The sequence below is a fragment of the Aeromonas sp. Y318-1 genome, assembly GCF_027706125.1.
In the GTDB taxonomy this organism is placed as follows: Bacteria; Pseudomonadota; Gammaproteobacteria; order Enterobacterales; family Aeromonadaceae; genus Aeromonas; species Aeromonas hydrophila.
In genome coordinates this window covers 57,851-71,066 of record NZ_JAPDCM010000010.1, presented here as the reverse complement: position 1 = coordinate 71,066, position 13,216 = coordinate 57,851, and the positions used below count along the sequence as shown (strand labels likewise).

Sequence of the window (13,216 nt, the reverse complement as noted above, 5' to 3'; positions counted from 1 at the left end):
ATGAAGGGAATCGAGGAGTGGTTTGAACTGTACGGCCAGAGCCACCGGCACCCGGTCAATGTGGCGATCCACAAGCTGGCGGTGCCCGGCATCTATCTCTGCGCCCTGGCCCTGCTCTGGTGCCTGCCGGCCGGGCCGATGCCGCCGTCGCTCAACTGGGCCGCGCTGGCGGCCATTCCGGTGCTGGCCTTCTACCTGCGGCTGTCGTTTGCGCTGTTTGTGGGCATGACGGTGCTGACCGCGCTGGGGCTGGTCATTTGCCACAGCTGGCAAGGCCCCTTGCTGTGGCCGGCGCTGGCCGGGTTCGTGCTGCTCTGGATAGCCCAGTTCGTCGGTCACAAGATCGAGGGCAAGCGCCCCTCCTTCCTCACCGACCTACAGTTTTTGCTGATCGGCCCCGCCTGGGTGCTGGCCAGCCTCTATCGTCGTTTGGGCATTCCCTACTGAGGGAAGCCAACAGGAGAGACCATGAGACATTCTCAGAACCTAGCTCGCGCCCTGCTGCTGCTGGGCGCACTGATTGCCGGCCCGGCGCTGGCCGACAAGGCCGACCCCGTCGGCGAGGTGAGCACCGCCTTCAAGCTGTTTGGCCCCAACCACAAGATCCTGGTGGAGGCGTTCGACGATCCCCGCATCGACGGCGTCGCCTGCTACCTGGCGCGCCCCAAGACCGGCGGCGTCAAGGGCGGACTCGGGCTGGCGGAAGATCCCTCCCACGCCTCCCTCTCGTGCCACCAGATTGGCCCCATCACCCTGCCCGCCAAGTTGAAGGCGGGGGAAGAGGTATTCGACGTCAGCACCTCGCTGGTGTTCAAGGAGCAGAAAGTGGTGCGCTTTTACGATCAAAAGCGCAACGCGCTGGTCTATCTGACTTACAGCACCAAGCTGGTGGATGGCTCTTACAAGAGTGCGGTCAGCGCCGTGCCCATCATGCCGTGGGGCTGAATCCCCACCATTTATCCCGTGATGACGACCAACATTTGTTGTAATTTAACCACATCATTATCTGCGGAGAGCGCACCATGAGAGTCGCCGTTTTCAGTACCAAGAGCTACGACAAAGAGCACTTCAATCAGGCCAACAGCCAGTACGGTTATGAACTGGAGTTCTTCGACGTGCGGCTGGAGGCCAAGACTGCCCGGCTGGCCCACGGCTTCCCCGTGGTGTGCCTGTTCGTCAACGACGATGCCGACCGTGAGGTGCTGACCGAGCTGGCCACCAACGGCACCAAGGTGATCGCCCTGCGCTGCGCCGGCTACAACAACGTGGATCTGGCCGCTGCCAAGGAGCTGGGGCTGAAGGTGGTGCGAGTGCCCGCCTATTCCCCGGAAGCGGTCGCCGAGCACGCGGTGGGCCTGATGATGACCCTCAACCGTCGCATCCACAAAGCCTATCAGCGCACCCGGGACGCCAACTTCTCGCTGGAAGGGCTGGTCGGCTTCAACATGCACGGTCGCACCGCCGGCATCATCGGCACCGGCAAGATAGGCATCGCCACCCTGCGCATCCTCAAGGGCTTCGGCATGCGCCTGCTGGTGAGCGATCCCTATCCGAACCAGGCGGCCATCGATCTCGGTGCAGAGTACGTGGATCTCGATACCCTGTTCCGCCAGTCCGACGTCATCAGCCTGCACTGCCCGCTGTTCAAGGAGAACTACCACCTGCTGAACAAGGAGGCGTTCGCCAAGATGAAGGACGGGGTGATGATCATCAACACCAGCCGGGGCGGCCTGCTCGACTCCAACGCCGCCATCGAGGCGCTCAAGACCGCCCGCATCGGCGCGCTGGGGCTGGACGTCTACGAGGAAGAAGAAGATCTCTTCTTCGCCGACAAGTCCAACGAGGTGATCACCGATGACGTGTTCCGCCGCCTGTCGGCCTGCCACAATGTGCTGTTCACCGGTCACCAGGCCTTCCTGACCCGCGAGGCGCTGCACGCCATCGCCGACACCACCCTCAGCAACATCCGCGCCATCGACAGCCAGGGTCGCTGTGACAACGAGGTGGAGTAAACCACCGCGCAATAAGCGAGGCGCCGGGTTGTGAGACCCGGCGCCTTCGGGTAGGCTACCAGCCCTTTTTTGCTCAGGAGTCTGGCTGCCCATGTTTATCGGATTTGATTACGGTACCTCCAACTGTGCCGTCGCCGTGATGGAACAAGGCAGCCCCAGGCTGCTGAACCTGAGCGGTGCCCACTACCTTCCCTCCACCCTGCATGCCCCTCACCGGGATGCCATCGCCGGCCTGCTGGCAGAAGGGCTGGCACCCGCCCAGCAGAGCGAGTACCTCAAGCTGCGCGGCCCCGTGGTCACCCGGGCCCAGGCGGTACGCCGCCAGATGCGTGAAGAGGGGCTGATCGACGAACTGAGCTTCGGCGCCGCGGCGCTGGAGCGCTATCTGGAAGAGCCGGACGACGGCTACTACCTCAAGTCGCCGAAATCCTTCCTCGGCGCCTATGGCCTCAAGGCACCGCAGATCGCCCTGTTCGAAGACATCGTCTGCGCCATGATGCTGCACGTGCGGCGCGAGGCGGAGCAGCAGCTCGGCGCGCCGATCCGCCAGGCCGTGGTCGGTCGCCCGGTCAACTTCCAGGGACTGGCGGGGGAAGAGAGCAACCGTCAGGCCATCGCCATCCTGAGCGAGGCGGCCCGCCTCGCCGGGTTCGAACAGGTGGAGTTTCTCTATGAGCCGGTAGCGGCCGGCTTCGAATTCGAGGCCCGCCTGACCGAGGATGCGGTGGTGCTGGTGGTGGACATCGGCGGCGGCACCACCGACTGCTCGGTGCTGCGGATGGGCCCGAGTCACCGCGACAGGCTCGATCGCGACGGCGATCTGCTCGGCCACAGCGGCCAGCGCATCGGCGGCAACGACTTCGACATCCGGCTGACGGTGGAGGGCATGATGCCGCTGCTCGGCATGCACGAGACCCTCAAGACCGGCAAGCCGCTGCCCCACCCGCTGTTCTGGGACGCCGCCGCCATCAACGACGTCAGCGCCCAGAGCCGCTTCTACAGTCTGGAGACCGCCCGCCAGCTGCAGGATCTGCAACTCGACAGCCAGCCCGGCAGCAAGCTGGGCCGCCTCGCCAGCCTGCGCGCTCACAAGCTGAGCCACCAGCTGGTGTGGCGCGCCGAGCAGGGCAAGATCGCCCTCTCGACGCAGGAGTACAATCACCAATCGCTGAGCGAGCTGGAAAAAGGGCTGGAGGCGGAGCTGACCCGCGAACAGCTGGCCAATGCCTCTGCTCTGCTGCTGGAGAAGATTGGCGAACTGATGGATGAAGCCATCGCCGCCGCCGGCGTGCAGCCGGATCGGGTCTTCATCACCGGCGGCAGCGCCCGCTCCCCGCTGATCCAGGCCTTCATCCGCCAGAAGCTGCCCCAAGTGCCGCTGGAAGGGGGTGATGACTTCGGCTCGGTCGCCTCCGGCCTGGCCCGTTACGCCGAGCGGCTGTTTGGCACCGGTCAACCCACCCCGATCTGACCCAAGTGCAGCCAGGCATGGGGGCTGTGTTGCCATTTAACGACACAGGCCCCACCCACAGGGCGACAGAAGCAGTCGGGGGCGCTCCCCCTCGCCCTGCCTGAGGGCGCGCACAGAGGGTATGCTTGTCACTCCCACTACCGGAGCCCTTTCATGCCCAGATTCTTGCTACTGCTGCTCGCCCTGCTTCTGCTCAGCGCCTGCAGCAGTACTCCCCGCTTCGCCTCGCAAGACCTGCAGCACCACCACTGGGTGCTCGACAAGCTGGATGGCCAGCCCGTTGCCGCGCCGCGAGACAACCCGCCCGATTTCGAGATAGGTGAGCACTTCACCGTCAACGGCATCGCCGGTTGCAACCGCTACTTCGGTCAGGGCCACCTCGAGGGGAACAAGTTCTGGGTGACCAGTCTGGGCAGCACCGAGATGGCCTGTCTGGCCCCGCTCGATGCGGTGGAGCAGGCGGTGCTGACCACCCTTACCGAAGGGGCCACCCTGGACGGTACTACCCAGACCCTGATCCTGCAGGGCAAACGGCATCGTTTGGAATACACCCTGCGCGACTGGGTGCTCTAGGGCTCACAAACCGGCATCACAAACAGGAACATGTGCCCCGCCTGTGGCACAATATGAGGCAGTGCTCGCAATGGAGGCTGCCTCAGCCATGTCGATGGACCGTCTGTTTGACAAGATCAAACAACTCCCCACTATCCCGCAACTGCTGCATGAGTTGATGCAGAGCTTCAGCGATGAAAATGCCCGCATCGACGAGATTGCGGCCAAGATAGCCATGGATCAGGTGATCAGCGTCAAGGTGCTGAGAATGGCCAACTCGGCCGCCCTGCGCCGTGGCAACGAAGTCACTTCCATCGAACAGGCGGTGATCCGCCTCGGTTTCAACCGGCTGCGATCTGTGGTGGTCGCCTCCGGCATCATCGGCAGCTTCAAGGCGCCTCCCAGCTTCGACAAGAACAAGTTCTGGACCGAGACCTTCCAGGTCGCCACCATCGCCAAGACCCTGGCTCAGGAGGCCAAGGTGCTCGACCCCGAGACCGCCTTTACCTGCGCCCTCATCCACAATATCGGCGAACTGCTGATCCAGAGCACCTTGCCGGAAGAGGCGGAGCTCATCAATCTGGCGATCCAGAAAGGGAGCAGCCGGGTCGAGGCCCAACGCGAGATGCTGGGGTACGACTACGCTCAGCTCGGCGCCGAGCTAGCACGGCGCTGGAACCTCTCCGAGGCCTTCGTCGACGCCATCTCCCAGCAGCTGGATCCCCTCTCCCACGACCCGGTCAGCAAGGAGGCAGTGCTGATCCGCCTGGCGGTCTTCATCTCCTTCGCCTGGAACGCGGGAGTGCCGGCCCAGGCCATCATCGCCCGCTTTCCCAAGCCACTGGCCGACCAGCTGGGGCTGGATCCCAAGTCGCTCGCAGGCCAGCTCGAAACCTTGCATGAACAGGGCAATGCCCTCGCCGATCTTCTGACTCAATAAGCATCATGACCCATCCATTTCTGTTTCATCCCCAGGTGGCGCCCTGGTTCAAAGAGAGCGCCGATGCCCTGCAACTGACCCTGTTCAGCGAGCTGGATGCCCCGATCCGCGAGGTGTGGCTGCGCCACGAGCCGGACAACGAGGAGTACCTGATCCCGATGACGGCGGTCTCCACCCGCGACCGGCTGCAGGTATGGCAGGCGACCCTGCCGCTCATCAAGGGACAGGACATTCACCTCTACTGCTTCAAGTGTCTCACCGATGAGGAGCAGTGGTGGCTGCACGGGGCCGGCGTCAGTGCCGCCATGCCGCCGCGCGAGCAGCATTTTCGCTTCAACAGCCTGCACCAGCCACCGGCCTGGGTGCAGGACCAGGTGTTCTACCAGATCTTCCCCGATCGCTTCTGCAACGGTGACCCGTCGCTGAGCGTCAAGCATCACGAGTACGAGTACCGTGGCAAGGCGGTGATCAGCAAGGCGTGGGGCGAGCCGGTCAGCCGCCACGAAGAGGGCCACGGCGCCTGCGAATTCTACGGTGGCGACCTGGCGGGCATCGACGCCAAGCTGCACTACCTGCAATCTCTCGGGGTGACGGCGCTCTATCTCAACCCCATCTTCGATTCGCCGAGCAACCACAAATACGACACTCAGGACTACTTCAAGGTGGATGCGCACCTCGGCACCAACGCCCAGTTTGCCGAGCTGACCCGCAACCTGCACCAGCGCGGCATGAAGATCATCCTGGATGCGGTGGTCAACCACACCTCCACCGAGCACCCTTGGTTCTGCCCGCCGCTGGGAGCCCAGAGCAACCCGGACTCACCGTGGCGCAGCTTCTACACCTTTGACAACGAAGGGGATTATGTCAGCTGGAAGGGCATCCGCAGCCTGCCCAAGCTCGACTTCTCCAGCGAACAGGTGCAGGACGCCGTCTACCGCGCCGACGACGCCATCCTGCGTTACTGGATGCGTGCCCCCTACCAGATCGACGGCTGGCGCTTCGACGTCATCCACATGCTGGGGGAGCGCGGCACTGCCGAGGGCAACCGCGGCCACGTGCGCGCCATTCGCGGCGCGGTGAAGCAGGAGAACCCGGACGCCTACGTGCTGGGCGAGCACTTCTTCGAGGCGAGCCAGTGGCTGCAGGGGGATCAGGAGGACGGCGCCATGAACTACTACGGCTTCGCCCATCCGATCCGCGCTTTCCTGGCGGGGCAGGACATCGCCTACCACCCCATCAAGATCAGCGCCGAAGAGCTGGATCGCTGGCTCAAGCTGGCGCGAGCCCACATCCCGTTCAAGAACCAGCTGGCCCAGTTCAACCTGCTGGACAGCCACGACACAGCCCGCTTCCTCCACCTGCTGGGGGAGGACAAACAGCGGATGCAGCTCGCGGCCACCCTGCTGCTCACTTACATCGGCGTGCCGTCCATCTACTACGGTGATGAAGTGGGGCTCTCTGGCGGCAACGATCCGGACTGCCGTCGCTGCTTCCCGTGGGAGACCACCGCCTGGGATCACGTACTGCACGACCACTACCGCCGGTTGATCCAGATCCGCCGGCAGCGTCCGGCCCTGCGTCGCGGCGACATTCAGACCCTCTATGCCGGCCCGCACAGCTATGTGTTTGCCCGTACCCTGCAAAGCGATCAGGTGGTGGTAGCCTGCAACCGTCACCCCAGCGAGCCGCGCACCATCAGCCTGCCCCTGTGGCAGACCGCGAGCCCCGCCAGCCGCTTCACCGACGCCTTCAACGGCGACAAATTCGAAGTGGTACAGGGCGAGGTGCAGCTCACCATCCCCGCCAACTCGGCCAGAGTGCTGCTCTCCAGCTGACTATAGGGGAATATCTACTTGAAAGGTGGAAACATTCCCGCCCCCACCTCACTTTTCCATTTGATAGACCTGTATATACAGGTCTATCTGTGATAGTAGACCAAAATCGTACTTCACAAGGTCATGCTAAACAGAGATTGCCGGCCTCTGTTTGAGACTACTTATTAAGCATGACTGAAAATTTCAACATTATCGTATGTTATTCCATCAAGCCTGATTGAATTAAGTATCTCTTTATAAAAACTGGATGCAATAATCAGATTTTTTATATGCATGCCTTTAATTTCCTTAAAATTGTGGACTTTTAAGTTAACACCAGGAATCATGAGCCCAGCCTTATTTTCGTCCCCGTCAACCACAAAAATTTTTGTATTGCAAAGAATATCTTTCTCTATTCCGTTCAATAGGATTACCGATGCAGAACCAGCGCCCCACCAAACTATCTTATCTTTTCCTCTGAGAAAATCGTGAACCCTCTGCCGCAAGGATTCACAATATCTCTTAATGTCAACCAATCTTGAAAGATAGTCAGGCTTGTCAAAAACCACATCAATCTCACTATATTTAGCATTATCTTTTTTTGCCAAAACAATTCTGAGGTTATCAGAATCGATACAGTAATCTATTATTTTTAAATTGTTTCTGCGAGATAAAAGTCGCATGAAATAGATATTGTAATAGAAAAGATGCTGAACATGAAAACCACCAAAATCTGGTACTTCAATTACTATCTTACCACTATCTTTCAAGGTATCTGACATTAACTTGAAGATCGAAAATGGATCTTCAAAATGTTCAAAAACATGCATTAAATAGTACCCATCTATTTTTTTATTTGCATGAGATGCGTCAAAATAACCTTTTGTTACATTTAATCCTAAGGCCTTTGCACTATCAGCTTGAGGCCCCGGCTCAATCCCCCTAACCTTATGAAAACCAATCTCACCCAGTTTTGTGAGAAGATATCCTTCTGAACAACCTACCTCTAGTATTTCATCATCACAACTAAAATAGCGTCTAATAGTATTAATTACACCATCGTATTTGGTTATACCGATATTATTAAGAGGAGATATGTATAAATAATTATCGTATATCTCTGTCAACTCTTCTGAGGATAATTTTTTTGATGCAAATCCGAGCAAACAATCCTTGCAAACACTGACTTGCATTTCTGCTACCTTGACAGGAAATTCACCAGAATACGCAGACAAAACGGTTGGCATTTTTCGCTCAAGGAATACTGATGTATTATCACTGTAGCAATATGGACACTTCATAACTTTTTCCTTAAATCATAGTCAAGGTCAATAACATTATATTTTCATGTCACATAAAACATGCCATGTTTGATAAATGATCTGATATCTGAACACTACCATCCCACAAGTTACATGAATACTAATGAATTTTTATCCTGTATGTACATCATCAGAAACACGAAGTAACACCCCAGCATCAAGCAATAATCTTGCGAGTGGCTCTATTCGCCAAAATGGTACATCAATCACCTCAGCGATCTCAAAAAGGGTTAATTCCCCATCACTATAGGCCAATAAATTCATCATATCTCGGATATGTTCACCCGAGTTACGCATCGAAAGATTAGGATAAAGACCACGTTTACCGAGCTGGGGCTCCCCTAGCACCGCAACCTTGTATCTTTGATCCAGCTCCAAACATTCAATAGCTCGCCGCAGAGCAAAAAAACTGTCAGCTAGGCCAGATGGCGTGACAAGCGACATATCATCCAGTGATGTATGATATTCAGCATAACAGCCATACTTACTACGCATTATAGTTGTAACAGGCAAGTCAATTCCTGGTGCACACAGCTGGCGTTCATTCGAACCTCTATCAAGATAACTATATTGTATAAAATCAGGGGCGATATGATGCAACACATGACGACCTATACGATCAACTAAAGAATTACCCTGCCGAGATGGCAAAAAGGAGTAACACCGCTCGTCTCCCATGCAGGTCAGGTTAAAACCAGCTACTGTATGTTTTTTTAAATGTTCTAAATGACGCGATAGATAAACTATTGCCCCTAATGTTTCTGGAACAAGCATTAGCCGATAGCTATAACGACGCCGAGGTAATGAGGCTAGCCAAGCCATCAGGAAGACCCCAATACCAGGGCCAGATAGCTCATTGTTGGCCATAGATGGATGGCAAATATAGCTGGATAACAGAACCTCCTGCTGGCTATCTCCTGGCAACACCCACTCAGCATAGGTAAGTGAACCAGGCTGCAAACTTGCATCGATTACAACCTCATAGTTTCCTTCCGGTAGCGCCTCTCGCACTTTATGCGGTAAACAGAAACCCCAGCGACGGTGATAATAAGAAGTAACATAGGGGATGGCATCCGGTAATTCAGGCAATGAATACAAGTGGGACTGTAGTTCAGCCAAGGAGAGAGTACAGCGCACTGGCTCTGAATACCCCACCAGATGCAAGTTACTATCATTGAAGTCAACCACCTTGTGTCCGTCGGGACCTATGATATATGCCGCTCTGACATTCCACTCATCCGGCACAGTCCAATCAAAAAATGTGCTTCCGCTAGCAACTTCATGAATCTGCAGTTCAGGTAAACAATGCTCGCGAAACAGGGCTAATGTTTTCCTCACGCCATCACCAGTCAAACTGCGATTGAGCGGAAATAACAGGGTCAATAAATGATGTAATTGCTCGCCAAGTTGAGTCTGATCGTCCCAGTCCGTTGGCAAATAACCAATCATTTTTTTAGATATCATGTGGCTTCCTCAATCAACTCAACAATATTTCTAAATGGGTTCAAGTAAAATTAGATATAGGCACCACCAACCGTGATGGCCGCCTAACGAGATCCTAAAGAAGCTGGCACAGTTCCCTCCATCGGACGATCCACTCCGGCTTGCAGACTACCTGACAGGCAATGTGGTTGATAACGTAGCACTGAGTCTTGAGTAGCAGCACCTCTGGGCTCTCTTAACCTGTCGGGGCGGCCTGTTCGTAACACAAACCATGCTCGTCTTGCTGCTCTTCCACCGCCATAAAGAAGCGGCTCACCCCCCAACTCGTAACAGCAATAGGCAGCCCCAAAGGCGACCACCAGTCCAACACGCTCAAACTGCATGGGGCTCCCCTCCCGCCCGGATCAGGGCATATGGCGCTACCGCCAGCAACTCGCTAGCAGCAATCATAAAGTCGTGGCACGAGACAGCCCAGACCGGCACCCGATGGCACAACGCTTGGCGCCAGGCCCCACGCTCCTGCAATAAGGCCACCAGCCGGGAAAGGTCAATCTCGCTGGCCAGCGACAGGTCGCGCACATAGTAATCCGCCAGCCACTCCCGCACCCGCCCGTCGACTCGCACTTGACCCACAAACGTTTTGTGATAGCGATAGGATACGACCAATCTCTGCTCTACATAGTGAGTAAAGGTGGTACTAGGGGGGCAACCCAACCCCATCAGCCAACCATCCTGCTCCGCCAGCCAGCCAAATGGGCTCTCCTGACCGAAACAATCGTGGCACTCCCGGGCTACCAGCGCAGGCCCCTGCGGACCGCTGATCGCAATGCTGAAGACGGGATCTCGCGTGCGCACCACTCCTTCACGCTGGCGGAACAGCTCCGTCATCAAGCCCACCTTGCTCGGGGTCTGCACAGGGTCGAAGCACTCGTCCGCCATCGGGCTGTAGCTGAAGGTCGGCACCAGCAGGTGCCCGCCCAGCCACTGCTCGAGGCATGTCCAGAAGGCCGCGATACCCGCAGCGTTGCCCATGCCGGCAAACTGGGCCACCACCATGGCATCCGAGTGCACCATCAGGGCGCCGCCTCGAGGGATCCCCAGCTCTGTCAGCGCATGCTCGAGCGCCAGCTTCACACTACTACCCCTTTGCTCTGCAGGGCTTGCTGGATGTTGGCCAGACTCTTCAACTCGACCAGCTCGTTCGGCTCGAAACGCACGCCATAGTGCTGTTCGACCAGCAGCAGCAGGTTGAAGTGACCCAGAGAATCCCACTCGGGAAAGCTGCCGAGGGCAGACTGTGCGTTAACGCTGGCCTGGGGGAACTGCTGGCGAGCCAGCGCGATAAGGTCATTCATGGGCGTAGAACTCCAAAAATGGGAGAGAAAGAGAGCAGAGATCTAGACTGAGGAACACCTCGTCCGTCAGCGGTATCAATCCCGCTGGAATGGTTATCGGCCGGGTTGGCAGATTCACCAGAAAATCCCGTGCTGGCAAGTTGCGTTCCGTAGTAACCAAACTAATGACCAGCTCGGTCACGTTCTGCGCTAGCAATCGATCAACCAGTTGTGCCAGCAACCAGTATTCAAAGCCGCGCCCCAGTACCCGGCAGCTGATGGTCAGGGTATCCAGCAGCGCCCTGCCCTCATCGAGCGGGCGCACCACCAGCAGCGCCGTCATGCCATGATCGGCGAACCGGTCTCGCAAATTGGCCAGCCAGACCTCACAGCCCTCGGTGGCCAGCCGGGCCAGCTCCGCCGCCTGATAGCGGCGGCCGGAAAGGTTGAACTGATTGGTCTTCTGACTGAGCTGTTCGGCTCGCAACTGGTTGCCCGGGGAGAGCGGCTGCCAGTCGGCCTGCAGCGTCAATTGCCGCAGGAAGGCGTGCTCATCACCCAGTTGCCGGCGCACCGCCTCGGCCTCGGCCTGGGCCTGATAGGAGTGCTGCCGCAGGCCGTCATCCCGGCTCTGGTGGCGACTGCACAGGGTCGGCAGCGTCAGCAGGGCATCCGGCCAGCTCCAGAGATCGGCCGGCGGGGTCATCACCATCACCTCGGAGCAGTTGGCCCGCACCTCGGCCCGTTCCAGCTCGCTGTCATCCCAGAAGACCAGGCTGTCCAGCCCGACATTGAGGCGGGCTGCCAGCCGCCGCAGCCCCTGGGATTTTGGCTCCCAGCCGATCTCGGCGGCGGCGATCTGTGCCCGTGTCAGCACCATGCCCGGATGCGCGTCAAACAGCCGCCACACATCGTCCGCCAGATTCTTGGAGCAGAGCGCCAGCACTATGCCCTGCCCGTGCCAATAGCTGGCCGCCTGCTGGAAGGCCTGGTAGAGCCGGCCCATCCCGTCCTGTCCCAGCAGGACGCCGCCGACACCGTCTTCGCCGACCACGCCGCCCCACAGGGTATTGTCGCAGTCGAGCACCAGCACCTTGTGGGCGGGTTGCTGCAACCGCTGCAGCAAGGGGAGAATCCACTGCGCCAGGCTGGCCAGACCGGCCATGGAGAAGGGGCAGGACATCAGATAGAGGTTGCGCCGATCGAAGCAGTGCTGGCGGCCATACTGTTGCAGCCAGAGCGGCAGGTGCAGGTCGTCCAGGCCGGGTTGCTGCAGGCGCAGGCGGGCCATCTGCTGTTCGAACGCACTGGCCAGCGCGGCGAGCACGGCAGGGGCCGGGCCATAAACAGAGAGCGGCGCATGGCTGCAGGCCCCCACCAGCAGGTGATCCTGCGGGCGGCGCTGCAGATGCTGCAACAGGGGCTGGCAGAGCGCGTCGACGAAGGCCACAACCGCCAGCTGCTGATCGTCCTGCGCCAGACGGCCCCACTCCTGCAGGGTCCGGGCAGGCACCAGATCTTCCCACAGCCAGATGATGATGTGGGTCCCGGCCGCGGCATCGGCGCTCTGGTGCATCAGGGTCTGCAACCACTGGCCATGGGGAGCCACCTGCACTTCGCCGTATTCAGCCAGGGGTCGCCAGGCGAGGTTGCCCGGCATCAAGAACGAACTGCCACTGAGATGAAGCATGGTCATGACCTTCTCCGCTGCGCTACCGGAACCATCCCGGCGACCGACAAATGGGATGATCGTGTTTGATCTTCATGAAAAACAAAAGCTTTTTTGGCCGTATTCAGTAGTTGATGCTGACGTAGGGTACCTCGTCCACCTGCCACTGCTGCTTGAGGTAGACGGTCAGCACGAAGAAGAAGTTGGCCAGCAAGTTGGCGAACCGATAGAGGATGGGGTCGAAGCGCACCCCGCTCTCCTCCAGCCGCACCAGCAGCCGCACCACCTTCTTGCTGCCGCAGCGGCACAGATGCAGGGTCGGGATCGGCTGCGGCCCTTGCGGCAGCACGAAACCGGTGACCCGGCCGCGGCTCGCCTCGTTGTAGTGATCGTAACGCCCCTTCAGCCACGCCAGATCCTCCTCGAAGATGCCGAGCCTGCCGCGCACCGAGCCGTTGAGGTTGTAGATAAGCCGCTGCAGCGCGGCGAGATCCGCCTGCATGGGCGCAATCTCGGCATCCGGAGCCAGGTGTGACAACGCGGCGCCCACCTGGCAGCAGAGCTCGTCGGTGGCGATCTCGTAGTCACACTGGAACTGGGTTTCGAAGATGAAGGGGTAGCAAAGCTCGCGCTTGTCTCTGGGCTTTTTCGGGTTCATG

General features: G+C 58.6%; 13 protein-coding genes. 7 read left to right on the top strand and 6 right to left on the bottom strand.

The genetic code is table 11. The features are described from left to right. The 7 genes from OKB87_RS15740 (at nucleotide 1) to malZ (ending at nucleotide 6,810) form a co-directional block, all read left to right on the top strand. Nucleotides 1-447 (top strand): Mpo1 family 2-hydroxy fatty acid dioxygenase, encoded by a 447-nt coding sequence (locus OKB87_RS15740; protein WP_146062424.1) that lies wholly within the window; start codon nucleotides 1-3, stop codon nucleotides 445-447. Nucleotides 448-468: 21 nt separating this feature from the next. After that, nucleotides 469-945, top strand: coding sequence for a CreA family protein (locus tag OKB87_RS15735; protein WP_146062425.1), 477 nt, complete (start codon nucleotides 469-471; stop codon nucleotides 943-945). Nucleotides 946-1,022: 77 nt separating this feature from the next. Continuing rightward, a complete protein-coding gene (locus tag OKB87_RS15730) occupies nucleotides 1,023-2,012 on the top strand; it encodes a 2-hydroxyacid dehydrogenase (RefSeq protein ID WP_024945568.1) in 990 nt (329 codons plus the stop codon). A gap of 91 nt (nucleotides 2,013-2,103) precedes the next feature. Then, complete coding sequence (gene yegD, locus OKB87_RS15725; RefSeq protein WP_270827953.1) at nucleotides 2,104-3,483, top strand: molecular chaperone; 1,380 nt, start codon at nucleotides 2,104-2,106, stop codon at nucleotides 3,481-3,483. Nucleotides 3,484-3,636: 153 nt separating this feature from the next. Then, nucleotides 3,637-4,056, top strand: a complete 420-nt coding sequence (locus tag OKB87_RS15720; protein ID WP_016352339.1) for an META domain-containing protein — start codon at nucleotides 3,637-3,639, stop codon at nucleotides 4,054-4,056. 70 nt (nucleotides 4,057-4,126) lie between these two features. Beyond that, a complete protein-coding gene (locus OKB87_RS15715) occupies nucleotides 4,127-4,975 on the top strand; it encodes an HDOD domain-containing protein (protein ID WP_041213562.1) in 849 nt (282 codons plus the stop codon). Nucleotides 4,976-4,980: 5 nt separating this feature from the next. Beyond that, nucleotides 4,981-6,810: a maltodextrin glucosidase gene (gene malZ, locus OKB87_RS15710; RefSeq protein ID WP_241871557.1), complete on the top strand. Its 1,830-nt coding sequence runs from the start codon at nucleotides 4,981-4,983 to the stop codon at nucleotides 6,808-6,810. A 164-nt stretch (nucleotides 6,811-6,974) separates the two neighbouring features. Here the strand turns inward: malZ and OKB87_RS15705 are convergent, their stop codons facing one another. The 6 genes from OKB87_RS15705 to OKB87_RS15680 form a co-directional block, all read right to left on the bottom strand. Then, on the bottom strand, nucleotides 6,975-8,090 hold the full coding sequence (locus tag OKB87_RS15705; protein WP_270827952.1) for a class I SAM-dependent methyltransferase: 1,116 nt from the start codon (nucleotides 8,088-8,090) through the stop codon (nucleotides 6,975-6,977). Between the two features lie 132 nt (nucleotides 8,091-8,222). Further along, a complete protein-coding gene (locus tag OKB87_RS15700; protein WP_270827951.1) occupies nucleotides 8,223-9,575 on the bottom strand; it encodes a DUF4910 domain-containing protein in 1,353 nt (450 codons plus the stop codon). Between the two features lie 351 nt (nucleotides 9,576-9,926). Beyond that, complete coding sequence (locus OKB87_RS15695; protein ID WP_270827950.1) at nucleotides 9,927-10,688, bottom strand: AAC(3) family N-acetyltransferase; 762 nt, start codon at nucleotides 10,686-10,688, stop codon at nucleotides 9,927-9,929. Continuing rightward, entirely contained in the window at nucleotides 10,685-10,909 is a 225-nt protein-coding gene (locus OKB87_RS15690; RefSeq protein WP_270827949.1) for an acyl carrier protein, read from the bottom strand. Before OKB87_RS15690 ends, OKB87_RS15695 begins: the two co-directional genes overlap by 4 nt. Further along, the gene (locus tag OKB87_RS15685; RefSeq protein ID WP_270827948.1) at nucleotides 10,902-12,584 is read right to left on the bottom strand and encodes an HAD-IIIC family phosphatase; all 1,683 of its coding nucleotides are present in this window, start codon (nucleotides 12,582-12,584) and stop codon (nucleotides 10,902-10,904) included. Before OKB87_RS15685 ends, OKB87_RS15690 begins: the two co-directional genes overlap by 8 nt. Before the next feature lie 97 nt (nucleotides 12,585-12,681). Next, nucleotides 12,682-13,215, bottom strand: coding sequence for an ATP--cob(I)alamin adenosyltransferase (locus tag OKB87_RS15680; RefSeq protein ID WP_270827947.1), 534 nt, complete (start codon nucleotides 13,213-13,215; stop codon nucleotides 12,682-12,684). Nucleotide 13,216: the final 1 nt, after the last annotated feature.

What these genes read in the sequence shown, in the direction of transcription:
- OKB87_RS15740 (WP_146062424.1), top strand. Translation starts at nt 1, where the DNA reads ATGAAGGGAATCGAGGAGTGGTTTGAACTGTACGGCCAGAGCCACCGG.
- OKB87_RS15735 (WP_146062425.1), top strand. Translation starts at nt 469, where the DNA reads ATGAGACATTCTCAGAACCTAGCTCGCGCCCTGCTGCTGCTGGGCGCA.
- OKB87_RS15730 (WP_024945568.1), top strand. Translation starts at nt 1,023, where the DNA reads ATGAGAGTCGCCGTTTTCAGTACCAAGAGCTACGACAAAGAGCACTTC.
- yegD (WP_270827953.1), top strand. Translation starts at nt 2,104, where the DNA reads ATGTTTATCGGATTTGATTACGGTACCTCCAACTGTGCCGTCGCCGTG.
- OKB87_RS15720 (WP_016352339.1), top strand. Translation starts at nt 3,637, where the DNA reads ATGCCCAGATTCTTGCTACTGCTGCTCGCCCTGCTTCTGCTCAGCGCC.
- OKB87_RS15715 (WP_041213562.1), top strand. Translation starts at nt 4,127, where the DNA reads ATGGAGGCTGCCTCAGCCATGTCGATGGACCGTCTGTTTGACAAGATC.
- malZ (WP_241871557.1), top strand. Translation starts at nt 4,981, where the DNA reads ATGACCCATCCATTTCTGTTTCATCCCCAGGTGGCGCCCTGGTTCAAA.
- OKB87_RS15705 (WP_270827952.1), bottom strand. Translation starts at nt 8,090, where the DNA reads ATGAAGTGTCCATATTGCTACAGTGATAATACATCAGTATTCCTTGAG.
- OKB87_RS15700 (WP_270827951.1), bottom strand. Translation starts at nt 9,575, where the DNA reads ATGATATCTAAAAAAATGATTGGTTATTTGCCAACGGACTGGGACGAT.
- OKB87_RS15690 (WP_270827949.1), bottom strand. Translation starts at nt 10,909, where the DNA reads ATGAATGACCTTATCGCGCTGGCTCGCCAGCAGTTCCCCCAGGCCAGC.
- OKB87_RS15685 (WP_270827948.1), bottom strand. Translation starts at nt 12,584, where the DNA reads ATGACCATGCTTCATCTCAGTGGCAGTTCGTTCTTGATGCCGGGCAAC.
- OKB87_RS15680 (WP_270827947.1), bottom strand. Translation starts at nt 13,215, where the DNA reads ATGAACCCGAAAAAGCCCAGAGACAAGCGCGAGCTTTGCTACCCCTTC.